19 protein-coding genes are annotated in these 22,377 nt (G+C 32.5%); 6 read left to right on the forward strand and 13 right to left on the reverse strand.

Features of this window, described 5'->3' with window-relative positions; all coding sequences use genetic code 11:
- Window positions 1–27 precede the first annotated feature (27 nt).
- The 8 genes from LX95_RS10400 to LX95_RS10435 all read right to left on the reverse strand — a co-directional run bounded on the left by LX95_RS10400 (window position 28) and on the right by LX95_RS10435 (window position 8,321).
- Window positions 28–234 carry a helix-turn-helix transcriptional regulator gene (locus LX95_RS10400; RefSeq protein WP_111541380.1) on the reverse strand — a complete coding sequence of 69 codons (207 nt, stop codon included), beginning with the start codon at window positions 232–234 and terminating at the stop codon, window positions 28–30.
- Complete coding sequence (locus LX95_RS10405) at window positions 231–698, reverse strand: hypothetical protein (RefSeq protein WP_111541381.1); 468 nt, start codon at window positions 696–698, stop codon at window positions 231–233. The genes LX95_RS10400 and LX95_RS10405 overlap by 4 nt, the downstream gene beginning before the upstream one ends.
- A 134-nt stretch (window positions 699–832) precedes the next feature.
- Window positions 833–1,057: a hypothetical protein gene (locus LX95_RS10410; protein ID WP_111541382.1), complete on the reverse strand. Its 225-nt coding sequence runs from the start codon at window positions 1,055–1,057 to the stop codon at window positions 833–835.
- 12 nt (window positions 1,058–1,069) lie between these two features.
- Window positions 1,070–4,537 carry a T9SS type A sorting domain-containing protein gene (locus LX95_RS10415; protein ID WP_170116605.1) on the reverse strand — a complete coding sequence of 1,156 codons (3,468 nt, stop codon included), beginning with the start codon at window positions 4,535–4,537 and terminating at the stop codon, window positions 1,070–1,072.
- 865 nt (window positions 4,538–5,402) lie between these two features.
- Window positions 5,403–6,143, reverse strand: coding sequence for an LPS export ABC transporter ATP-binding protein (lptB, locus tag LX95_RS10420; protein WP_111541384.1), 741 nt, complete (start codon window positions 6,141–6,143; stop codon window positions 5,403–5,405).
- 14 nt (window positions 6,144–6,157) lie between these two features.
- Window positions 6,158–6,511 carry a carboxymuconolactone decarboxylase family protein gene (locus LX95_RS10425; RefSeq protein WP_111541385.1) on the reverse strand — a complete coding sequence of 118 codons (354 nt, stop codon included), beginning with the start codon at window positions 6,509–6,511 and terminating at the stop codon, window positions 6,158–6,160.
- A 3-nt stretch (window positions 6,512–6,514) separates the two neighbouring features.
- The gene (tatC, locus tag LX95_RS10430) at window positions 6,515–7,351 is read right to left on the reverse strand and encodes a twin-arginine translocase subunit TatC (RefSeq protein ID WP_111541386.1); all 837 of its coding nucleotides are present in this window, start codon (window positions 7,349–7,351) and stop codon (window positions 6,515–6,517) included.
- A 4-nt stretch (window positions 7,352–7,355) separates the two neighbouring features.
- Window positions 7,356–8,321 (reverse strand): KpsF/GutQ family sugar-phosphate isomerase, encoded by a 966-nt coding sequence (locus LX95_RS10435; protein WP_111541387.1) that lies wholly within the window; start codon window positions 8,319–8,321, stop codon window positions 7,356–7,358.
- 86 nt (window positions 8,322–8,407) lie between these two features.
- Here LX95_RS10435 and recQ point away from each other — a divergent pair, with 86 nt between their 5' ends.
- A complete protein-coding gene (gene recQ, locus LX95_RS10440) occupies window positions 8,408–10,606 on the forward strand; it encodes a DNA helicase RecQ (RefSeq protein ID WP_111541388.1) in 2,199 nt (732 codons plus the stop codon).
- 119 nt (window positions 10,607–10,725) lie between these two features.
- Entirely contained in the window at window positions 10,726–11,655 is a 930-nt protein-coding gene (locus tag LX95_RS10445; protein ID WP_111541389.1) for a peptidylprolyl isomerase, read from the forward strand.
- 58 nt (window positions 11,656–11,713) lie between these two features.
- On the opposite strand, the gene LX95_RS10450 is transcribed toward LX95_RS10445, so the two are convergent.
- Window positions 11,714–12,265: a thioredoxin family protein gene (locus LX95_RS10450; RefSeq protein ID WP_111541390.1), complete on the reverse strand. Its 552-nt coding sequence runs from the start codon at window positions 12,263–12,265 to the stop codon at window positions 11,714–11,716.
- A 158-nt stretch (window positions 12,266–12,423) separates the two neighbouring features.
- On the opposite strand from LX95_RS10450, the gene LX95_RS10455 reads away from it, so the two are divergent.
- From LX95_RS10455 to LX95_RS10470, 4 genes are all read left to right on the forward strand, one after another.
- A complete protein-coding gene (locus tag LX95_RS10455) occupies window positions 12,424–12,759 on the forward strand; it encodes a tRNA-binding protein (RefSeq protein ID WP_111541391.1) in 336 nt (111 codons plus the stop codon).
- Window positions 12,760–12,881: 122 nt separating this feature from the next.
- Complete coding sequence (locus tag LX95_RS10460) at window positions 12,882–14,399, forward strand: T9SS type A sorting domain-containing protein (RefSeq protein WP_111541392.1); 1,518 nt, start codon at window positions 12,882–12,884, stop codon at window positions 14,397–14,399.
- Between the two features lie 61 nt (window positions 14,400–14,460).
- Window positions 14,461–15,570 (forward strand): hypothetical protein, encoded by a 1,110-nt coding sequence (locus LX95_RS10465; RefSeq protein ID WP_111541393.1) that lies wholly within the window; start codon window positions 14,461–14,463, stop codon window positions 15,568–15,570.
- Window positions 15,571–15,582: 12 nt separating this feature from the next.
- Window positions 15,583–16,176: a leucine-rich repeat domain-containing protein gene (locus LX95_RS10470; RefSeq protein WP_111541394.1), complete on the forward strand. Its 594-nt coding sequence runs from the start codon at window positions 15,583–15,585 to the stop codon at window positions 16,174–16,176.
- A gap of 70 nt (window positions 16,177–16,246) precedes the next feature.
- On the opposite strand, the gene LX95_RS10475 is transcribed toward LX95_RS10470, so the two are convergent.
- The 4 genes from LX95_RS10475 to LX95_RS10490 form a co-directional block, all read right to left on the reverse strand.
- Window positions 16,247–16,999 carry a LytR/AlgR family response regulator transcription factor gene (locus LX95_RS10475; protein WP_111541395.1) on the reverse strand — a complete coding sequence of 251 codons (753 nt, stop codon included), beginning with the start codon at window positions 16,997–16,999 and terminating at the stop codon, window positions 16,247–16,249.
- Window positions 16,996–19,896 carry a sensor histidine kinase gene (locus tag LX95_RS10480; protein ID WP_111541396.1) on the reverse strand — a complete coding sequence of 967 codons (2,901 nt, stop codon included), beginning with the start codon at window positions 19,894–19,896 and terminating at the stop codon, window positions 16,996–16,998. Before LX95_RS10480 ends, LX95_RS10475 begins: the two co-directional genes overlap by 4 nt.
- A gap of 147 nt (window positions 19,897–20,043) precedes the next feature.
- Window positions 20,044–20,424 carry a PUR family DNA/RNA-binding protein gene (locus LX95_RS10485; protein WP_111541397.1) on the reverse strand — a complete coding sequence of 127 codons (381 nt, stop codon included), beginning with the start codon at window positions 20,422–20,424 and terminating at the stop codon, window positions 20,044–20,046.
- A gap of 72 nt (window positions 20,425–20,496) precedes the next feature.
- The gene (locus LX95_RS10490) at window positions 20,497–22,254 is read right to left on the reverse strand and encodes an ABC transporter ATP-binding protein (RefSeq protein WP_111541398.1); all 1,758 of its coding nucleotides are present in this window, start codon (window positions 22,252–22,254) and stop codon (window positions 20,497–20,499) included.
- Between the last annotated feature and the right edge of the window lie 123 nt (window positions 22,255–22,377).

Consider the following 22,377-nt stretch of genomic DNA (forward strand, 5'->3'; position numbering starts at 1 on the left):
ATTACGATATTAATTTTTTATTTGGTATTAGTACCAATCTTTTTCCTCCAATTGAAACAGTTCATCTGTTTTAACTTCTAATACTACGGCTAACTTTAGAGCAAGCACGGCAGAGGGTGAGTATTTTTCTAGCTCAATTGCATTAATGGTCTGTCTGGTAACTTCTACTTTTTCCGCTAAGGCCGCTTGTGTTAAACCTTTAATAGTTCGCTGAATTTTAATGAAATTTTTCATGAGTTATTTCGCTTTACGGAAATTAATTCTCTCTGAAAGAAGAAGATAAATAAGATTAAGGTACTCAGCATATTTAAAACTAAAACGCTAAAGAATGCCAAATTGTAAATGAAAAATATGGCAAGAATAAGAATAAAATAGTTGCAATATACAGCCTTAACCAAAGCGCTTAATCTTAGCTTAGATATATACTCGTCTTCTGTCTTCTCTTTGGAGAAAGCGAATAAAATACCGCTTATAATCACTAGGATAGTCAATAGGTCGTACCACACGTTGGTTTCAATCCAACTAAAGTAGGTCGCATCTTTTAAAAATTCAGTAGAAGCAATTGCAAACATGGGGAAGTTAAAACTAGAAGGAACCCAATCCATTAAAGTCGTCACTAGCAATACACAAAAGCAAATGATAAAAATAAAACCACTAAGTTTCTTTATTTGATAAGGAAATAAATAAGTCGATTTCATAAAATTATATCTTTTAGTTTTTATAAATGTAACATATTTTTTACAAAAAGTAAAAAATATGTTACATTTAGGTGATTAAAAAACCCGCTTAGACCATATCTAAGCGGGTTTTGTGTATTAAAACAATTTTATAATTAAAAATCAGTGGCTTTTTTCTTTTTTAGACTAAGACTATATGCACCTATCCCAGCGCCTAAGATTAGCACAAAAGGAATGTAGTCATCGATTGGAGCAGCTGGATTATCTATAGGGTCTTCATCAGGGATTCCAGGAGTTCCACTTGGAAATTGTGCGAAACTTATAGCGAAACATCCTAAAAGAGCTATACTGCATATAATATTCTTGATATATTTTTTCATAGAAATCAATTTTTAGGGGTTTACAATTTTCTTAGTGAATGTGGTGTTTTCTGTGGTTACTTTTACCAAATAAACACCTGCAGCCAGTTGGCTCATATTGATGCTTGTGTTTCCAGTAATAGCGGTGTGTGATTTCTTAATCATCAACTGTCCGACATTATTAAAGATAGAAACTTCCATTTCTCCTGTATAGTTGGGATTAGAGATATTTAGTACGCCATTGTTTATTGGATTAGGATATAGGCTAAACCCATTAGCTTTAACCGTATTGCTAGCTAAGCTGCTATCTTCAAAAGTTATTTTAAATCTATCAGTTTCTACACTTGCTGCAATTTGTTCATCTACACTAAAATTAAATACATTCTCTCCTGCAACTAAAGCTGTAGAAGTTTGTAAATAATTATCTACAAGATAAGCCTGCATATTAGGAATCCCTTCCCAATTGATTAAGAATTGATAATCTTGATGTCTATACGAGCCTACATATAATGGTATTTCTTCTAAATTTACAGGAATATCTCTTTGTTCTATGCTTAAGAAATGATAGCCGTTTACTAGCGCTAAGTTTTCATCTGAATTTCCTAATTTCTTAGCATCATAATCGTTGACTGCGTTATTATTATCATCGCTAAAATCAATTACTGCAGCATCTAAAGTGTTAGCTCCGCTTTTTAAGAGAATATTTAAAGCGTATGATGCTCCAGAAGGTCTAAATACACCCAAATTATCTTCTTCTACATTTTTATCGTTTTCTTCAAAACTTAGATTTGGAGAACCAGTCACTGAAGATACATTAGCCACAAAGATGGCTTGACCTGCTTGTAGAAAGCGATTTACATTACTACTAGGATTACTTATGTTATTATTGGTAACATTTACCACCACATAAGCTCCTTTAGTGGCTAAATTAGGATCCCATACCCAAATGAAATTAGGATTTATTTCGCTGGTTCCTGTATTTGTTAATACTTCGTTCATATCTACTGGAGCTTGGTATGGGTTTCCAAAAAAGCTGAACTCTTCGTTTCCATCTGCTAAGGTTGCAGCAGTTAAATCACTATCGCATAATTTTAAAGTTCCTTTAGTTCTTATAGTTGTACTTATAGGATCGGGAGCATTGGTGCTCATATCTAAGGTACGATCTCCTCTAATATTAATATAATAAGGATCACCTACGTTTAAATTGGTAGCATTTGTATTGGCTAGGGCGCTCCAAGTTTGAGCTTGATTGTTATAGGTAAAAGCACTAGGGTTGCCTGTAGCATTATAATCAAAGCCATTAGCGTTACTACCTCCTGTAATATGAGTGCCAAACCCTACAATATTACCTAAAGAATTAGATCCTGTATTATACTGTGTGTCAATATCTCCTTCTTGCCAGTTAGAGTTTATCGTTCCTGCATCTACAGCAGAAGTAAGCATGCGATAAGCTCTTACAGCTACCGTACCTCCGTCGGTAGAACCTGCGGGGATGTAGCGTTCCACTGTGACTCCTGAATTATTACCGTAAGTAATTCTTGAAGAAGTACACACTCCGCCAACTTCACCAAAGAACGCAGTGCCATTAGCATCACTATTAAAAATGATTTCAGCATCATCTTGTAAAGCTAAAATACCTTCGGTGGCTAAATTTAAGTTAGTCATCACTTCTACTTCATTAAGTACTTCTAGTTCAGCTCCACCAGTAGTATTTACTTGAACTTTATCAATTTGATGTCCGTTTCTGTTATCGGCAATACCATCTTTATCGACTAACAGATCTCCATCAAGAACTATATTATCTGTTCCTACAAAGATGATCTCACCATCACTTGCATCAATACTTCCGTCTGGGGCAGTAATACTTCCGCTAAGGGTAAAAGAATTGGTGTTTTCTACTGTTAAAATATAGGGTGAGTTAATGGTCAAATCGTGTACTTCTAGACTGCCGTGTGTATCTGTATTGTAATCGCCATTTATGGTAGCGATTCCATTGTCTGTAGCATCTGGACCGGTGACATTACTCCAAGCTGTACCGTTCCAAATGATATCTCCTGTATAAAAGCTATAGATATTTCCGTACAGTTGCGTGCTCGTTCCATTTATGGTAGAGGTCGCTGTAGCTCGGTAATAATAAGTGGTATTGGGGAGCAATCCCGAAATATTTTCAGAGTAATTAGCTGCAAATCCAGGGCCTGAACTAACAGATACTGTTCCAGCAGCAAAATTAGGAGTGGTACTATATTCAAACCCAAAAGAATCTAAACATGAATCATTTTCTAAACTTCCGTTTAAGGTAGCCTCATAATTAATACCCACAGATTCAGGAGCAATGCCTGTTGCATAATTAGTGGTAACCAGTGTTGTGTTTTTAGAAATTTCATATAATTCTAACCCCGAGAGTAAACTAGCTCCTACTAAAGAAGAAATACTGATCCTAATATTATCTATTGAAGCGCCAGGGCTATATAATACACTAACTTTTTCATTATTTTCTAAATTAAGAAGGTTTAGATCTAATAATTGATATAAAGAAATACTATTTTTAAATGTATTACCCTCATAACCTGCTAAAGTAATATTTTGTGCTACTCCTACTGATAGTAGCCCCGTGGGCAACCTTAAAGTAATATGATAGCTGTCTGAGCTAGTAGATAAACCTTCAAGGTAAACTGTTTGGGTAGTTGTAGCGGCTACACCTACTGTTCCTGTGGTTAAATTTGAAAACGTAGAGAGATCTCCATCAATAAAGTTACTTATGTTTTCGGCAGGACTAGTTAGGAGACTAACGCTTGCTAAACCCGATCCATCCCAAGAAGTATAAACAGGTGTGTTACAGTTAGCAGTGTTATTTCTATAAAAAGCACCATGGACATTTAAATTGAAATTGTTACCTGAAACTATTGTAGCTGGACCATTGTTGGTAATCACTATATTAGAAAATTGTACATCACTATATATCGCTAAATAGTAATTACCTTCACTATCTTGTACTACTTCGATATTCTTATTTCCAGTTATACTGGCTAAATTAAAGTTATCTGAAGAACTTCCTAGAAATAAACTTGTGGTACCATTTAAAATTTCTATACTTAGGATGTGATCTAGATCTATGACGGGAGCTATTATTTCTCCAGATACGCCAAGTGTACCTGCAACTAATGCTTGTAAAAAATTAGAATTGGTGGAAGTAGGATCTATACTTATACGTACAAAAGTGGTTCTGTTGGCAGGGACATTGGTGTCAAACTCTAAATCTATTGATGAAGAAGTACTTGCGGTTGTAGCGTTTAAGATAGCAAAAGTGGTCAAATCCCCTCTCGTATCTGTTGAAGGTAAGGTAGTATTGTCTACCGCGTTTCCAGATGCACTTACATTTGTTTCCGCAGCTACCGTATTAGCTTTTGTGTATTGAGCTTGGGCATAACCAAAACTAAATAACATTAGAAGTGATAAAATTGAGGTTATTCCCCATTTCTTGTGTTGTAATCTTTTTTTCATATTTAACATTTTTAATCAAGTATAGCACTTGTTTATTATCGACAAAATTACACCTTAATCGGTTTTAAAAGTTATTTTATTGTTAAAATATAAGAATATTATTTTTGTGAGGGTTTAATTATATTCTTTTATTTAATTAAAAACTAGTCATTTAGTAGTGTAACCGGGTTTGGTGTATGGTATTGTCGATTAAATTTATAATGTAATAGCTAATTTAGTTTTTAACGGTTTATAAAGGATTGATTACTAGTCGAAAGTGCATTTTGGTTCGGTAAGATGCTTTAAAGTGAAGATTAAACAACTTTTGTATTGTTTATCTATGAAAGGATTTTTTGCTAAAATTTTTTATTTAAAATTTTAAAAAATCAACATGTTAAACCTGTAGTTTTATTGCGTCAATTTGCGGTGTAAAAGAGAATAACTCTTAAGTTTGATTTTATAAAAGAAAGAAGAGCAAACTATAGAGTTTCATAAATATTTTATAGTTAAGACTATGACTAACAGGTGTTCTGTGAAAATTTGTAAATAGGTTACTGTAATTTCTTAACTTATAGGAGCAAAACTTCTAAGAAAGGATTATTAAAGACTTTCTTGATTTATGTAAGGTTAAACTCTTGTAGTATATTGAATATTTTAAAGAGTAAAATTTCGGAAGGAAACCCTAAAATAATTTGGCATCATTAGGGTCAATATTTATCGGGGTGAGAGCCTATGATGTTTGAAATTCTAAAGAATGTAATAGTGTGAACTTATGTTATACTATAATAGAAATTTAAGTAAAAGTTTTGATTTTATTTTCAAATAAAAAAAGGGGACTTTATAAGTCCCCCATACTTCTATGCTTAATTTAGTTTATTGATATACTTTAATCGAAAATTCTCTTTTTACGGAGTTCAAAATTCTGCCCTAGATATACTTTTCTCACCATTTCATCTGAAGCTAATTCTTCAGGTTGACCATGTTTAAGAATATTTCCTTCGAACATAAGATAGGTTCTGTCGGTAATCGCTAGAGTTTCTTGTACATTATGGTCAGTAATTAAAATACCTATATTTTTATTTTTTAATTGGGCTACAATGCGTTGAATATCTTCAACAGCCACGGGATCTACACCAGCAAAGGGTTCATCTAATAAAATAAACTTTGGATCTGTAGCTAAAGCTCTTGCAATTTCTGTTCTTCTACGTTCCCCTCCAGAAAGCAAATCACCTCGATTGGTTCTTATATGACCTAAACTAAATTCATCGATGAGGCTTTCCATTTTTGCTTCTCGTTCCTTTTTAGAAAGTTTAGTGAGCTCCAATACACTCATGATGTTATCTTCAATGCTTAATTTTCTAAAAACAGAAGCTTCCTGTGCCAAATAGCCAATCCCATGTTGAGCTCTTTTGTACATAGGGTATTTAGTAATATCAGTTTTATCTAAATAAATATTACCGCTATTTGGTTTAATAAGTCCGACTATCATATAGAAAGAGGTGGTTTTTCCAGCACCATTAGGACCTAATAAACCAACAATTTCACCTTGATTAACCTCTACTGAAATGCCTTTAACAACCTTTCGGCCTTTATAGGCTTTCATTAGATGATCTGCTCTTAGTTTCATATTTTTTAATTTTTTTACTGGATTTTTTTAGCTTCTAAAGTCTCCCAGTAATCGTAAGCTCTTCTTAAATGTGGAATTACAATGGTACCACCAATTAGTGTACCAATACTTAAGGTTTCCATAATTTGATCTTTAGACATTCCGCTACTGTGACTAGATTCTAAATGATACTTTACACAGTCATCACAACGCAATACTAAAGAAGCTACTAAGCCTAATAATTCTTTTGTTTGTTTATCTAGAGCGCCTTCAGTAAAAGCATTCGTGTCTAGATTAAAAATTCTTTTTAAAACCTTATTGTTTTCTCCAAGAATCTTATCATTCATCTTTTGGCGATAAGCATTAAACTCATCTACTTGATCACTCATTTCTTAATTTTTAGCAATTGATTTTTCTTTTTTTCTTTCTTTTCTTATTACAAAAGCAGAGATGTAAATGCTCACTTCATATAAAATCATCACAGGAATAGCTACTATAATTTGGCTCGCAATATCTGGAGGAGTAATTAAAGCTGAGATAATTAAGACGCCTACCAAAGCAAATTTCCTATATTTTCTAAGTATTTCTGGAGTTACTAGTCCTATTTTTGTTAGTAAAAACATAATAATAGGAAGTTCAAAAATCACCCCACAAGCTAATGAAGAAGCTCTTACTAAACCAAAATAACTACTTAAATCAATATCATTAAAAACCTCTTCACTCACCTGGTAAGTTCCTAAAAAGTTAATAGATAGAGGAGAAATTACATAATAACCAAAAAGCACTCCTAAAAAGAATAGGAAAGAGGCTATAAAAATAAAACCTTTAGAAGCTTTCTTCTCATTAGCATGTAGTGCAGGAGATATAAAACGCCAAAATTCATACAGTACATAAGGAAAAGCTACAATAAATCCAGCGGTAATAGAAGTCCATATATGTGCACTAAACTGCCCTGCCATTTGCCTACTTTGTATTCTAAAAGGAATTTCAGTAAAACAAAAACTCTCATCCATTCCCATAGAAGAAGCGATATTACATAGAACCCTATACGTAATAAAATTAGGATCTTTAGGGCCAAAAAGTATTCCGAATATAAAGTCTTTAGCGATAAAAGCAACTGCGCCGGCAATTACAATGGCTAGGGTCGATCTAATTAAATGCCATCTTAAATCTTCTAGATGATCTAGAAAAGACATTTCTTCAGGGTTTTTAGCTTCTCTCTTTGCCATAGGCTTATATAATTCCTTCTTTTATAAGATTGTGCAAATGTACAATACCTGCATACTTTCCTTTATTGTCTTTAGCAATTAATTGTGATATTCCGTTCTCTTCCAAAATGTCCATGGCATCTACCGCCATCGCATGATTGTCGATTGTTTTGGGAGAAGCTCCCATAATATCTTTAGCTTTTAGCTGAGAAAAATCTTCATTCTTTGTGAGCATTCTACGAATATCTCCATCGGTTATGATCCCAACAATTTCTTCATTTTCAATCACAGCAGTAACACCCAGCATTTTTTCTGAAATTTCTATAATTACTTTATTGATAGAAGTATTAGGAGTCACCTGTGGTTTTTGATTTTCTGAAGTAATATCACTTATTCTTAAATATAATTTTTTTCCTAAAGCCCCACCCGGATGATACTTAGCAAAATCTTTACTAGAAAAACCTCTTAGGTGCAATAGGCAAACGGCTAACGCGTCTCCTAATACCAATTGTGCCGTTGTACTAGTAGTAGGCGCAAGATTGTTAGGACATGCTTCTTTATCGATATACGCATTTAATACATAGTCAGATTGCTTTCCTAAAAAAGAATCCTTATTTCCTGTGATACCAATCAAGGTATTTTTAAAATTTTTGATAAGAGGGACTAAGACTTTAATTTCGGGAGTATTCCCACTTTTAGAAATACATATTACTGTATCATCTTTTAAAATTGTTCCTAAGTCTCCGTGAATAGCATCTGCAGCGTGCATAAAAATAGCAGGAGTGCCCGTACTGTTTAAAGTAGCCACAATTTTGGTAGCAATAATAGCACTTTTGCCAATTCCTGTAATAATTACCCTACCTTTGGAGTTATAGATATGTTGAACCGCATGCGCAAATTCATCATTTAAATAATCTTGAAGTTTTTCAACGGCTTTTGCTTCATTAGAAATCGTATCTCTAGCGACAGAAAGTATGTTGGATGCTTGCATTTAAAATTTTAAATTTGAATTTGTAGGTACTAAAGAAAAATGTATCTTTAGTGTAACAAAGGTATGTAAAATTGTAACATTAAATAATCAGTTTGTCAGAAATCGATTTACATCAAGAATTAAAGAAATATTTTGGCTTTAGCCAATTTAAGGGATTACAAGAAGAAGTAATTAAGAGTATAGTAGCTAAGGAACACACATTTGTCATCATGCCTACGGGTGGTGGAAAATCGTTGTGTTATCAATTACCTGCGTTGATTAATGAAGGTACTGCTATTGTAGTTTCTCCTTTAATTGCTCTTATGAAAAATCAAGTAGATGCTTTACGCGGAATTTCTTCCGAACACGGTATAGCCCACGTGCTTAACAGTTCTTTAAACAAGACTGAAATTAAGCAGGTTAAAAAAGATATCTCTGAAGGAATCACTAAATTGCTTTATGTAGCGCCCGAATCTCTTACCAAAGAAGAGAATGTGGAGTTTTTACGTGGAGAAAAAATCTCTTTTTTAGCCATAGACGAAGCACATTGTATTAGCGAATGGGGTCATGATTTTAGACCAGAATATAGAAACTTAAGAAGTATTATAAAGCGAATAGGAGATAATATACCTATTATAGCGCTTACAGCAACAGCAACCCCTAAAGTTCAAGAAGATATTCTTAAAAACTTAGGAGTCACGAATGCTAATACCTTTAAAGCTTCCTTTAATAGACCCAATCTTTACTACGAGGTAAGACCAAAAACAGCCAATGTAGATGCCGATATCATTCGTTTTGTGAAGCAAAATGAAGGAAAAAGCGGGATTGTCTACTGTTTAAGTCGGAAAAAAGTAGAAGAATTGGCACAAACCCTACAAGTAAATGGAGTTTCGGCCGTTCCCTATCATGCAGGTTTAGACGCTAAAACTAGAGCCAAGCATCAAGACATGTTCTTAATGGAAGATGTAGATGTCGTAGTGGCAACCATTGCTTTTGGGATGGGAATCGATAAACCCGACGTTCGTTTTGTGATCCATCATGATATTCCAAAAAGTATAGAAAGTTATTACCAAGAAACCGGTAGAGCAGGACGAGATGGAGGCGAAGGACATTGTTTAGCTTTTTACGCTTATAAGGACATTGAGAAACTCGAGAAATTTATGAGCGGTAAACCCGTGGCCGAACAAGAAATAGGTCACGCGTTATTACAAGAAGTAGTGGCTTATGCAGAGACATCGATGTCGCGTAGAAAATTTATACTTCATTATTTCGGCGAAGAATTTAACGGCGGAAAAGAAGATGGGGTAGATATGGATGATAACGTTCAGAATCCCAAAAAGCAAATTGAAGCTCAACCCGAAGTAGAATTGCTTTTAAAAACTGTAAAAACGACCAATCAACTCTATAAATCTAAAGAAGTAGTAAATACCCTTATCGGAAAATCTAATGCGCTCATTAAATCGCATAAAACCGATGAGATTGCTCTTTTTGGAAAAGGTAAATACAAGGACGCTCCTTTTTGGATGGCTCTTATCCGCCAAGTATTAGTTGCTGGTTATTTAAAGAAAGATATCGAAACCTACGGAGTAGTAAAAATTACTGAAAAGGGGAAAGAGTATATTAAAAATCCTGTCTCTTTTATGATGACAGAAGATCATAGTTACGATAGCCAAACAGATACTAAGAATATAATTTCAACAAAATCTGGAGGAGCAACAGATGAGCGACTCATGAAAATGCTCAAAGATTTGAGAAAAAAGGTAGCTAAGAAAAAAGAAGTTCCACCATTTGTGGTTTTTCAAGATCCTTCTTTAGAAGATATGGCTACAAAATACCCTATTACGTTAGAAGAATTGAGTAATATTCACGGGGTAGGAGATGGAAAAGCTAAAAAATTCGGGAAAGAATTCATTCAGCTTATCTCTAATTATGTAGAAGAAAATGATATTCTTCGTCCAGATGATATGATCGTTAAATCTACTGGAGCTAACAGCGGATTAAAACTATATATCATTCAAAATGTAGATAGAAAACTTCCTTTACCCGATATCGCTTCTTCTAAGGGTATGGAAATGAAAAATTTTATAAAAGAAGTTGAGGCTATTGTTTATAGTGGTACCAAACTAAATATTTCGTATTGGATAGACGAACTTTTTGATGAAGAGCAACAAGAAGAATTACACGATTACTTTTTAGAAGCAGAAACTGATGGTATCGAAGAGGCTATGGAAGAATTTGATGGCGATTACGAAGATGAAGATCTACGTTTGTATCGCATTAAATTTATGAGCGAAGTAGCCAATTAGAAAAAAAAATAATATTGAATACAAAAACCTGATTTCTAATAGTTTTAGAAGTCAGGTTTTTCTTTTTAGGAAAAGCCCTAAGAACAACTTATCTTTGGACTTTTAATAAAACAATTACTATGGAAAACGGATTATACGCTAAATTTACGACCAATAAAGGAGACATCTTAGTTAAGTTAACCCATGATAAAACTCCCGGTACTGTGGGGAATTTTGTGGGACTTGCTGAAGGAAAAATCAAAAATGACGCTAAAGCGGAAGGAACACCGTATTACGACGGACTTAAGTTTCACCGTGTGATAGAAGATTTTATGATTCAAGGAGGAGATCCTAAAGGTAGCGGAGCAGGAGGACCTGGTTACCAATTTGAGGATGAAATTCATGCAAATCTAAAACACGATGAGCCAGGGATTTTATCTATGGCAAATGCAGGACCAGGAACTAACGGAAGTCAGTTTTTTATCACTCACGTACCTACACCTTGGTTAGACGGTAAGCATACTGTTTTTGGGAAAGTAGTAGAAGGAAAAGAAATTGTAGATAAAATTCAGCAGGGAGATAAAATTGAAAAATTAAGTATAGAAAGAGTAGGGGAAGAAGCTGAGAGCTTTGACGCAAAAGCTGCTTTTGAAAAATTTAATGCTTCTAAGGCAGAAAGAGAAGCTGAAGCGAAAAAACAAGAAGAAGAAAAAATGAAGTCACTAACCGAAGGGATGACAAAAACCGATAGCGGCTTACATTATAAAATCACGCAAGAAGGTAAAGGATCAAAACCAAATAAAGGAAGCAACGTTTCTGTACATTATAAAGGAATGTTAACCGATGGGACTGTATTTGATTCATCTTTTAAAAGAAATCAACCTATACAATTTCCAGTAGGAATGGGTCATGTAATCGCAGGATGGGATGAAGGAGTTATGTTATTAAACGAAGGAGATAAAGCAACGTTTGTAATTCCGTCTCATTTAGGATATGGAGCGCAAGGAGCTGGTGGTGTAATTCCTCCAAATGCAACTTTAATCTTTGATGTAGAGTTGGTGAAAGCTTAATTCACTATTTAAAATACAATTACCTTATTAAAAAAGCTATTCTTCTAGAGTAGCTTTTTTATTTCCATTTTATACTACAGCCTACACTAGGCTTTTGAAGCTGAGGTATAGGCCTGCTATTAAAAAGAGCATCTAATACTTCTCGCACACTTCTTCCGTTGACGGCAATTCCATTTTGAGGTCTAGAATCGTCTAACTGTCCGTGATAAACCAATTCCGCGGAAGCGTTGTAAACGTAGAAATCTGGGGTGCAAACAGCCTTATATTTTTTAGCAACACGCTGACTCTCATCATACAAATAGGGGAATGTAAAATGATATTTTCTGGCGAATAACCACATATGTTCTAAGCCGTCTGCTGGATATTGTTTGGCGTCGTTACTAGAAATCGCTACAAAACCAAAACCTAAAACTCGGTAATCATTAGCTAGTCTTACTAATTCATCTGCCACGTGTTTTACGAACGGACAGTGGTTACAAATAAACATGATGACCGTTCCTTTTTCCCCCTGTATATCGGCTAAGCTATAAAGGTTATTGGTGCTGGCATCTAACAGAGAAAAATCGGGTGCTTTTTCACCTAATTTTATTTGAGAAGACTCTAGTTTCATATCTTTTCTTTAATTTTAAATTTAATAAAAATTAAAACTATTTGGGCATTCCTGCTTAAAAAAAAAGCAGGTCGGGCTTTCCGCTGTATTTTCTATCTCGCAAAAAAAAGCGAGAAAGAAAGATGCCGCTGCAATCCCTAATGCAAAACTTAAAAAAGATGAAAGAAATAACTTGGAGTGATTTTGAAAAAGTAGATATGCGTGTGGGTACTATCATAGAGGTAAACGATTTTCCTAAAGCTAGAAAACCAGCCTACCAACTTAAAGTTGATTTTGGGGCAGAAATTGGGATTAGAAAAACTTCGGCACAAATTACAAAACGCTATGCTAAAGAAGATTTAGTAGGTAAACAAACCATCGCGGTGGTTAATTTTCCTAAAAAACAAATCGCCAATTTTATGAGTGAATGTTTAGTAATGGGAGCTGTTGATGGAGATGAGATTACTTTAATACAACCCGAAGCTCAAATTGAAAATGGTTTAAGAATAGGTTGATATTATCATTTAAAAAAATATAGGTTTCATTCAGCAAGTAATTAGTGGTATTTAGAAAGTCAGTAAGCGTTTTAAGTGTTGATTTATAGAAATTTGGGTGTTTAATAAATAATACTCAAACTATGAAACGAACATTACTTTCTTTATTCTGCCTAGCTAGTGCTAGCCTTTTTGCTCAAAATGTATACATTCCCGATCCAGATTTAAAAAATGTTTTAATTAGTCACACAGGAATAAATACCAATGGAGATGGAGAAATTAGCTATCCTGAAGCGAATGCTTATACGGGGATAATTTCTGCTCCTAATTTAACTATTTCAGATTTAACCGGTTTAGAGGCTTTCCCAAATATTACGGAAGTATTCTTGCCTAATAATAATATTAGTTTTGCCAATTTTACTGCTAATACAGCTTTAACTAAAATTGCAATAGGTTTAAACCCGTTAACAACCTTAGATGTAACAGGACTTACCAATCTTACCTCATTAGGAGCAGATTATACGCTAAGTCTTGCCTCTATAGATTTAAGTACCAACGTAAATTTAGAGGTTTTAAACTTATCAAACAATCAGCTAAGCACGTTAGATATTTCTAACAATCCTAACTTGGTCAATTTTTTGGCAGGACTTAACCAATTAACAACGATAGATTTAAGTAATAATACAGCTATTGAAATGTTAAACTTGCACCAAAATAACCTAAGCAGTTTAGATTTAAGCAATCAAACTAATTTAACTAGGTTTGCTTTAGATTCTAATAATTTAACTGCCTCTAGTTTAATCTTACCTAATACATCAACCGTTACCATTGCTTATTTGAGTGATAATCCATTAGGAAGTATAGATGTAAGTAGTTTTACTAATTTAGAAAAACTAAAAGTAAATAATACCAATCTTAGTACCATAGATCTTTCTAGCAATACCGTTTTAGAAGAATTAGAGGCAAATACTAATAGCTTTACTTCTATAGATCTTTCTTCATTAGCTCAGCTTACAAGTTTAAAATTAGTAGAAAATAATCTTACCAGTATAGATTTATCTAACAACCCGGTACTTTCACAATTGTATGTAGGAGATAACGATTTAACTTCTTTGGATCTTACAAATAATCCAAACATATATCACTTAGAGCTACAAGATAATCTTTTCTCTAGTGTAGATGTTTCGATGCTACCATCTTTAGGCTCTCTGTATGTTTCAGATAACGCTAACTTACAAATTATAAATATGGCTAACGCCAATAATGCTTCAATCTATCAATTTTTAGCAACTAATTGTCCTAATCTTTCTTGTGTGCAATTAGATAATGGTTTTACGCCTCCTGCCACAAGCCCAGGTATTTCTTGGACTATAGATTCAGATAAAGACCCTAACACCATTTATGGTTATACTACTTGTACTTTAAGTACAGAACAAAATACATTAGAGAGCTTTTCTGTTTATCCAAATCCAGTACAAGATGTTCTTCATATAGATGCAGCTTTTATGGTAGAGAAAGTTACTATTTACAACACTTTAGGTAAAAAAGTAGCAACTTCTTCTACTCAAACTATAGATGTAAGTTACTTACCTAGCGGTATTTATTTTGCAGAGATTCTTTCTCAAGGTAATCGTGCTGTAAAGAGAATTATTAAAAATTAATCATTTATAAAAGCGCATACTGGTGGGGTAGTATGTGCTTTTGTATTTAAACCAATCTATTATGAAAATCAAATTAAGTTTAATAATGTTGGCTATTAGCTTGTTTTACAGTATTTCTACCCAAGCACAGTTTGGTAAAATGCTAAAAAATAAAGTTAAAAACGCAGCTAAAAATGTTGTAAAAAAAGAAGCCAGTACCACTACCAATTCTTCTTCAGGACCATCAGGTAGTGCTAGTAAAATGCCAGGCAGTGTACCTGGGAGTCCATATACAGAAGAAGCAGGTAATGTTACTACGAGTCTAAAATTTTTAGACCCAATGGGTTCGGTATATGCACATACTACGCATATGGTAACAGGGGCAAATTATAAAGAAGGTGAGTTAGAGCAAGGACACGCCGTAGTTATACAACCCGATTATGATTTAGAATATTCTTGGTTAGTTTTTATATCTCCTAAGGTGTTAGATGGTTTTGCTATTGGCGGTACACGTGTTTATGAGATGACTAACGGATCTTACATTGTTAAGCATCCAGCAGATCCTAATCAACAATTAGAGATAGGTATTACCGGACCTATTTTAAGCAGAATGTTGAAAGTAGAAGAAGATGTTTTTATTTTATATGCAGGGCAACAAGTAGGTGGTCACGCTTATAATGTACCTTCTTACATTGTTTTAGAAGATTTGTATATCATGAATGTAATTGCTCCAGAAGAAAAACTAGCAAACTATACCAAAGAAGCATCGAAAAAAATAGCTGTAGAAATGGAAACCAAACTTAAAGCTAATTATGATGCTGCTGCCAAAGCAGATTTGGCAAGTATTAAAATTCCAGCTGCAGGAAAATTAAATAGTGATTCTAGCTTGAAGAATTTTGCCAAAACAGAAATTAATAAAGTGGTAGTAAAAGATGGCGGAGAGCTAATTCATGTAAATATTGAATCTAACGATTGGAATATTGTACATCATAAAGTAACAGGGAGACCTTTGTATAGATGGATTAAAGGAACCTTTACTGAAAAATTAAGAAGTGGTAAGTGTAAACTACAAGGCTATTTACTAAAACAACAATACAATGGTAGTAGCTATAGTAATACCACTTTTGGAGGAGTAATCCACGGCCAGATGCCTTACGGTCAATATATAGATTGTAATAATACTAAACCATAAATATTATAAAAAATGAAAAAAACAGTTTTAGTCCTTTCAACACTTGCCTTAGTAAGTTTTTACGCTTGTTCTAGCGACGATGATAGTAACAGTAGTGAAGATATAGTTGAAGTTTATGTAAACATTCCTGATGCTAATTTTAAATCAGCCTTGTTAGAAAACACTTCCATAAATACTAATGAAGATGAAGAGATAAGTTATGCTGAAGCAGAAGCTTTTGAGGGTAACTTATTGATAAGTAATCAAGAGATAGAAGATTTAACTGGAATTGAAGCTCTTAAAAATATAGAAGTATTAACTGCATTTAATAATAGTATATCTACTATAGACTTATCGTCTAATACAAAATTAAGACAAGTACTTTTAGAAAGTAATTCTATAGAAAATTTAGATATAAGTATGTTGCCAGCATTAGAAGACTTAAAAGTGCATACAAACGACTTATTAAGTTTAAATGTAGCCAATGGTAATAACGCTAGTTTTACAAGAATGGAAGCACAAGGTAACTTTAGTTTAGCTTGTATTGTAATTGATGAAGATTTTACGCCAACAGATGGATGGAATAAAGATCTTGAAACTTATTACTCTATCACACCGTGCGACTGAATAGAGTAAGGGTAGTTTTATAATTCGTAGGGGTGAGAGGTCAAACAGGAATGTTTGGCCTCTTTATTTTTTATCCAAAAATTTGCTGTACTACTTTTAAAAAATTTTCTTTATTAGATTTAGAAATAGGAACCGATTTTTGATTGCTCATAATTAACTGGTCACCATCTTTTCTAGAAAACTCGACTACGTATTGTAGGTTTACCAAATACGATCTGTGACACTTAAAAAAGAGATCCTCTTCTTGTAATTGTTCAACAAAGATTTTTAATGGTTTACAAATAAGTTTTTTATCTCCATTTTTAAGAAATACATTGGTATACATTCCATCTGCTTCAAAATAAAGAATATCGTCGTGAGCTACAAATAAAATCCCTTTAGGTACTTCTAATGCAATTTTATTTATAGCAATTTTTTGTAGCGCTTTAGATAAATCTTCTATTTGATGAGTTAATCGTTCGCTAGAAATTAACTTTTGTGCTTTTTCAACCGCTTTTTCAAGCTCATCTATATCTATAGGTTTTAATAAATAATCTACTGCATTTTGTTTAAAAGCTTCAATAGCATATTGGTTATAAGCGGTGGTAAAAATTATTTTAAAGTTTACAGGAGCTTTTATAAAATTAAAAATTTCTAGACCTGAGTGTTCTGGCATTTCTATATCTAGAAAAACAAGTTTAGGTTGTTCTTTTTCTATTAATGCTATACCTTCTAATAAGTTTTTAGCCGTAAAAACTTCTAAGGAAATATTATTTATCTCGGCTAACATTTTTTGTAGAAGATTTCTAGCTCTAGGCTCGTCGTCTATGATTATTGCTTTCATTTAAGATTTATGGGTATTTTTAAGCTAACAATTGTACCAGGGTTTTCTTTGCTCTCTGTATAATTGACAATACTAATTTCTATATTATAATCTTTTAAACGATTATAAAGATTAATGCGTTCTTCATTTGCACTTAGCGCAAAAGATTTATGCTTACTATAATTTCTTTTATTGATAATTTTAGAATTCTCTACACCAATACCATTATCTATAATTTTACAAATGATCAACTGATTTTCTTTTTCAAAACTAATGTTTAGAGATTTATTTCCTTTTTTATGTAAAAGTCCGTGTTTTATAGCATTTTCTATATAGGGTTGTATAAATAATGAAGGAACTTTAATTTTTTGAGGCTGAATATTTTCTGAAATTTTTAAACTAAAGTCAAAGCTTTCTTCAATTCTAATTTTTTCTAATTCAATATATATTTTTAAAGCTTCAAGTTCTTCTGCAAGTGTTATAAAGTTTTTTTGACTGTGTTCTAAATACATTCTTATAAGTCTAGAAAATTTAACTAAATAAGAGCTTGCTAGTTTTTTTTCATTAGAAAGTATATAATCTTGTATTGCGTTAAGAGCATTAAATATAAAGTGCGGATTCATTTGTGAACGAATATTTTCTAGACGTAACTCGCTCATTTTTTTCTTATTTTCTAAAGCAATTAATTGTTTCGCTTGTTTCTTATTCTTTCTAGATATAAATATTTTGAAAGCAATAAGAATGATAGCAATTAATGTAAATGCAATACAGAAATAAAACCATGTTTTTTGCCAAAAAGGAGTCTCTATCTCAAAATTGATACAGAGGCTTTCTTTACTTTCTAATCCCTCTGTATTTATTGTTTTAATTTCAAGATCGTATGTGTTGGATGGTAAATAGCTGAAATTTAAATTGTTTATTCCTGTCGTAGTTTCTTCCCATTTAGTAGATAAATTAGATAATCTGTATTTATAGTTGTAGGGTTCCGAAATTTGTAGGCCAGGAGCTTGAAAGCTAATATTTATATTTTTTTGATTGTGTCCTAGTTGAAGATTTTCTGCCGTGAGGTATGTGGTATCTACTGTAGTAAGTTTTTGAAAGATAGGTGCTGGAGGAAGCTTTTGGTGGTTTTTGTTTTTTCTGCTTAAGGGTATTAAAATTAATTCTTCATTACCAGAAATAATTATTTGTTCATTGAAAATAAGTAGTTTTTTGAGGTTAAGCTGATTGTAGTTGTATTTATAATTATCTGTAAATACTTTTTGATGAGTATTATATTTTTGCACTCCATTTTTAGTGAGAATCCATAATTGATTTTGGAAAGCTTTTATATCTAAAATAGTATTGTGAGCTAATTTATTTTGAGCATTTAAAAATGTAGATATAATACCATTTTCATATTTTAAAATTCCTTTTTGCCGCGTACCTATATAAATTTGGTTTCCTATTTGTGTGAATGAAGTAGCTAATACAGATTCGTTTTTGTAGGTAATCGTTTTTTCATTAAAATCTCTATCATATTCTACCAACTCATCGATATAAGAAATAAAAAAACGTTCATTTTTTTCATCATAATAAGCGGTAACAGCTCTTTTGTCTTTTAATAAAGTAGCCTTCTCATAATTGGGCGTTTGGCTGTAAAAAGCTGCTCTGTACGATAAATTTAAAAATCCATTTTTAATATTCACCAAATCTTTAGCACTCCAATATCCTTTTATAGATTTTACTCTATAATTATTGAGGTCTACCGTATATGAACTTAAATTATCTTGACTTATTAATAGCTGATTGGTATTTGTTAAATGTAAAATCTTTACAATTGGATTTTGTTGAGGAAGATGTATAGTCTTTCTACCATGTAAATGTTGATCATTAATTAATATTTTACCTTTACTTGTACCAATAATAAGTTGATGGTTATCCACAAGGGTAAAAGCATTAACCGTTTCTTGATTTAGTTGGAGATTTAACTTGTTAAAATGATTTTGCGGAATAATAAATACTCCATTTTTAAGTGTGGTTATCCATGTATTGCCTTGAAAATCTTCTAAAATTTTAGTTATAGAATAATCAGTAAAATAAGTTTTGGTAATTTTAAAATTTCGATCGACTTCAATAATACCTTGGTTTGTTCCTAATATTTTTTTTTGATCTTTAAAAAAATGGGTGTAAATATGTACACCTTCATATTGTGGTAGAAAATTAATAATCTCAAATTTCTTTATTTTAGCATCCCACTTTTTTAAAACACGTTGATTATTTTCTTCTAAATATGAATGGTAAATAGTTTTATTCAATTGAAAAATTTGATAATTGTATTTTTCTTTTCGGTTTCCTTCAGGATCTTGATAAAGAACTTCAACTCGGTCTTTGGTAACCTTTTTAAATTCATCTTGATGATTTATGTAATAAACAGCTTTTGTTTCTGGGTTTTGCCAAGTAGTTAATATGTTTTCTTGATTGATAACCCGAAGCTGTTTATTTTCTTTATTAAATGTTAATAAACCATTTTGAGAGGAAATATAAAGTAAGTTGCCTAATGCGTTTATCTGAGCCAATTTGCCTTTAAGATATGGTGTTAAGTTGGTAACCACTTTAAGCGAATCATTTTCAGTTTTCAATAACTGACCGTATAGATTAACCATCCAAACAGCATTATTTATCTCTTTTAAAGAAAAAAATGCGTTACTTTTTTGTGCTGAAGTCGCATACTCCTTAAACGAATTACCGTCAAATTTATAAAGTCCATTATCTGTAGATAACCAAATATTTTTATATTGATCTTCTAATGCATCGTAGTAAACAAGATCAGGTTGTTGGAAGAAAGAGCCTAGAGAAATGGCAGCAGGTTCCTGTGCATAAATTGCCGTAAAACTTAAGAAAGCTAAAGCTAAAAAATGTTGATATTTTCTTAACACTTGGTAAAAGCTATATGGTAAAAGACTAAAATAGCTTCAAATTACTATATAAATTTATTATTTTTCTGAATAGCGACATTTTTTTGTTGAATGGCATAAAAAAAGCCGCTAAATTATTTAGCGGCTTTTTTTATAATATTTTTTTGTTTAAATATCGTCAAAACTTACATCGGTGAAATCACCTGTAGAAGTTCCATTAGAGGAAATATCTTCGGTGGTTTCGTATTCTTTTTTGAAATCTTTTTGGTGACGTTCACTAATTACTTCTTCTCCTTTTTCATTGATGATGTAATTTGTCATTTCTTTTAAAATCTCTTCAAAACCTTCAAAATCCTCTTTATATAAGTAGATTTTGTGCTTTTTGTAGAAAAATGAACCATCATCGTTAGTAAATTTCTTACTTTCTGTAATGGTTAAATAGTAATCATCAGCTTTAGTCGCTCTTACATCAAAGAAATACGTACGTCTTCCAGCTCTTAAAACTTTAGAAAATATTTCTTCTTTCTGCATCGTTCCGTTGTCGCTCATAGTCAAAAATATTAGTGTTTATTTTTAGTTGCTGTCAAAAATCATAAAAATATTAACATATAGCAAGAAAAATCAATTTTCTTTTTCACTCAGTTGCTTTAAATAAAGTTCTTTGTAATAGCCTTCTTTAGTGATAAGTTGATTGTGAGTACCTTGTTGTAAAATTTCTCCATCTTCTAAGACAATGATTTTGTCTGCATTTTTAGCTGAAGAGACTCTGTGACTTACAATTACCGTAGTTTTTTTGCTGGAGATGGCGTGTAGGTTATTAAGAATTTCTTCTTCCGTCTCCGTATCTACAGCAGAAAGACAATCATCAAATAATAGAATTTTAGGGTCTTGAATTATAGCTCGTGCGATAGAAACCCTTTGTTTTTGTCCGCCAGAAAGAGTGATTCCTCTTTCTCCTAAAACAGTATCGTAACCTTTGGAGAAGTTGGTAATGTTTTTATGAACGGCGGCATTTTTAGCTGCGGTCATAACTTCTTCTTCCGAGGCATCGTTTTTACCAAATTTAATATTGTTTTTTATAGAGTCGCTAAAAAGAAATGCATCTTGAGGTACATAACCTATAGCTTTTCTTAAGCTAGATAAATGGAGCTGCTTTATTTCTTTTTTATCAATTAATAACTCTCCATTTTGAACATCGTAGAGTCTGCTTATAAGTTCTAGAATAGTAGATTTACCCGAGCCTGTTTTTCCTATAATAGCTAAGGTCTCTCCGGGGTGAATGTTAAAAGAAACATTTTTTAAAGCTGTTATACCTGTGTCTTCGTAAGTAAAAGTGATGTTTTTAAATTCGATATCTCCATTTATTTCTGTTTCTTCATCAGAATGATTGTTGATTTCGGGTTTTTCACTTAGAAACTCATTAATTCTTTTTTGTGAAGCTTCTGCGCGTTGAACCATATCGGCCACCCAACCTACGGTTGCTACCGGCCAAGTAAGCATATTTACATATAAGAGAAATTCAACGATGATTCCAAAATTGTCAATTTCACCGCTAATGACTTGTTTACCTCCAATATAAATTACCAAAATATTACTGATTCCGATAAGCAAAACCATTAAAGGAAAGAAAAAAGCTTGCACTTTTACAAGGTCAATGTTCTTTTCTTTATTCATATTAGAGAGTTCAACAAACTCTTTATTGATTTGCTGTTCTAAACCGTAGGATTTAATCACTGTAATTCCGCTAAAGCTTTCTTGAGTATAGGTGTTAAGCTTAGATAAGTACTGCTGAACGATAGTACTTTTTTTGTTGATTTCCCGACTTAATTTGTAAATCGCAAATGATAAAAAAGGTAAAGGAGCAACGGTATAAAGAGTTAACATAGGAGCTGTACTTATCATATAAGCCAGAACCACCACAAATAAGGTAATGGTTGTAGCGCTATACATTAAAGCAGGTCCCGTATACATTCTTACTTTAGAAACATCATCACTTATACGGTTCATTAAATCTCCCGTTCTGTTTTTCTTATAAAAATTTAAAGATAGGGCTTGGTATTGACGATATACTTCATTTTTAAGATCAAATTCAATGTGCCTAGAAACTACGATAAAAGTTTGTCGCATTAAGAAAGTTAGAAATGCTGAAATTAAAGTAGCTCCTAAAATGATAAGTATATTATCGATTAAGGTAGATTTTACATAGCTAGCATCGGTAATTTCATCATTGATGTATTGTTCGATGACGTGCGTAGAGTCTCCAATAAACTGGGGAACGTATAAAGCAAAAATTCGTGCAGCTATGGTAATTATGAGTCCTAAAAATAAGCGTCCTTTATATTTTGCGAAGTACTTATTAATATGCTGAAGTTCTTTCATAAAACTAAATCAGTAAATATTTATTGATGATTATTCAATTTAACACCAAGATCGTTCATTATCTTTCAAACAATGTTTACTTTTGCGGTTCGATATTAAGAAATACTTAAATTAAAAAGTTTT

Origin of the sequence: Mesonia algae (genome assembly GCF_003253545.1) — a bacterium.
In the GTDB taxonomy this organism is placed as follows: Bacteria; Bacteroidota; Bacteroidia; order Flavobacteriales; family Flavobacteriaceae; genus Mesonia; species Mesonia algae.

Bases quoted from the DNA above. Each gene is read 5' to 3' on its own strand.
- tatC (WP_111541386.1), bottom strand. From the start codon at position 7,351: ATGGCAAAGAGAGAAGCTAAAAACCCTGAAGAAATGTCTTTTCTAGAT.
- LX95_RS10455 (WP_111541391.1), top strand. From the start codon at position 12,424: ATGAAAGAAATAACTTGGAGTGATTTTGAAAAAGTAGATATGCGTGTG.
- LX95_RS10405 (WP_111541381.1), bottom strand. From the start codon at position 698: ATGAAATCGACTTATTTATTTCCTTATCAAATAAAGAAACTTAGTGGT.
- LX95_RS10485 (WP_111541397.1), bottom strand. From the start codon at position 20,424: ATGAGCGACAACGGAACGATGCAGAAAGAAGAAATATTTTCTAAAGTT.
- LX95_RS10450 (WP_111541390.1), bottom strand. From the start codon at position 12,265: ATGAAACTAGAGTCTTCTCAAATAAAATTAGGTGAAAAAGCACCCGAT.
- LX95_RS10470 (WP_111541394.1), top strand. From the start codon at position 15,583: ATGAAAAAAACAGTTTTAGTCCTTTCAACACTTGCCTTAGTAAGTTTT.
- LX95_RS10415 (WP_170116605.1), bottom strand. From the start codon at position 4,537: ATGAAAAAAAGATTACAACACAAGAAATGGGGAATAACCTCAATTTTA.
- LX95_RS10400 (WP_111541380.1), bottom strand. From the start codon at position 234: ATGAAAAATTTCATTAAAATTCAGCGAACTATTAAAGGTTTAACACAA.
- LX95_RS10410 (WP_111541382.1), bottom strand. From the start codon at position 1,057: ATGAAAAAATATATCAAGAATATTATATGCAGTATAGCTCTTTTAGGA.
- LX95_RS10475 (WP_111541395.1), bottom strand. From the start codon at position 16,999: ATGAAAGCAATAATCATAGACGACGAGCCTAGAGCTAGAAATCTTCTA.
- LX95_RS10490 (WP_111541398.1), bottom strand. From the start codon at position 22,254: ATGAAAGAACTTCAGCATATTAATAAGTACTTCGCAAAATATAAAGGA.
- lptB (WP_111541384.1), bottom strand. From the start codon at position 6,143: ATGAAACTAAGAGCAGATCATCTAATGAAAGCCTATAAAGGCCGAAAG.
- LX95_RS10435 (WP_111541387.1), bottom strand. From the start codon at position 8,321: ATGCAAGCATCCAACATACTTTCTGTCGCTAGAGATACGATTTCTAAT.
- LX95_RS10445 (WP_111541389.1), top strand. From the start codon at position 10,726: ATGGAAAACGGATTATACGCTAAATTTACGACCAATAAAGGAGACATC.
- LX95_RS10465 (WP_111541393.1), top strand. From the start codon at position 14,461: ATGAAAATCAAATTAAGTTTAATAATGTTGGCTATTAGCTTGTTTTAC.
- LX95_RS10460 (WP_111541392.1), top strand. From the start codon at position 12,882: ATGAAACGAACATTACTTTCTTTATTCTGCCTAGCTAGTGCTAGCCTT.
- LX95_RS10425 (WP_111541385.1), bottom strand. From the start codon at position 6,511: ATGAGTGATCAAGTAGATGAGTTTAATGCTTATCGCCAAAAGATGAAT.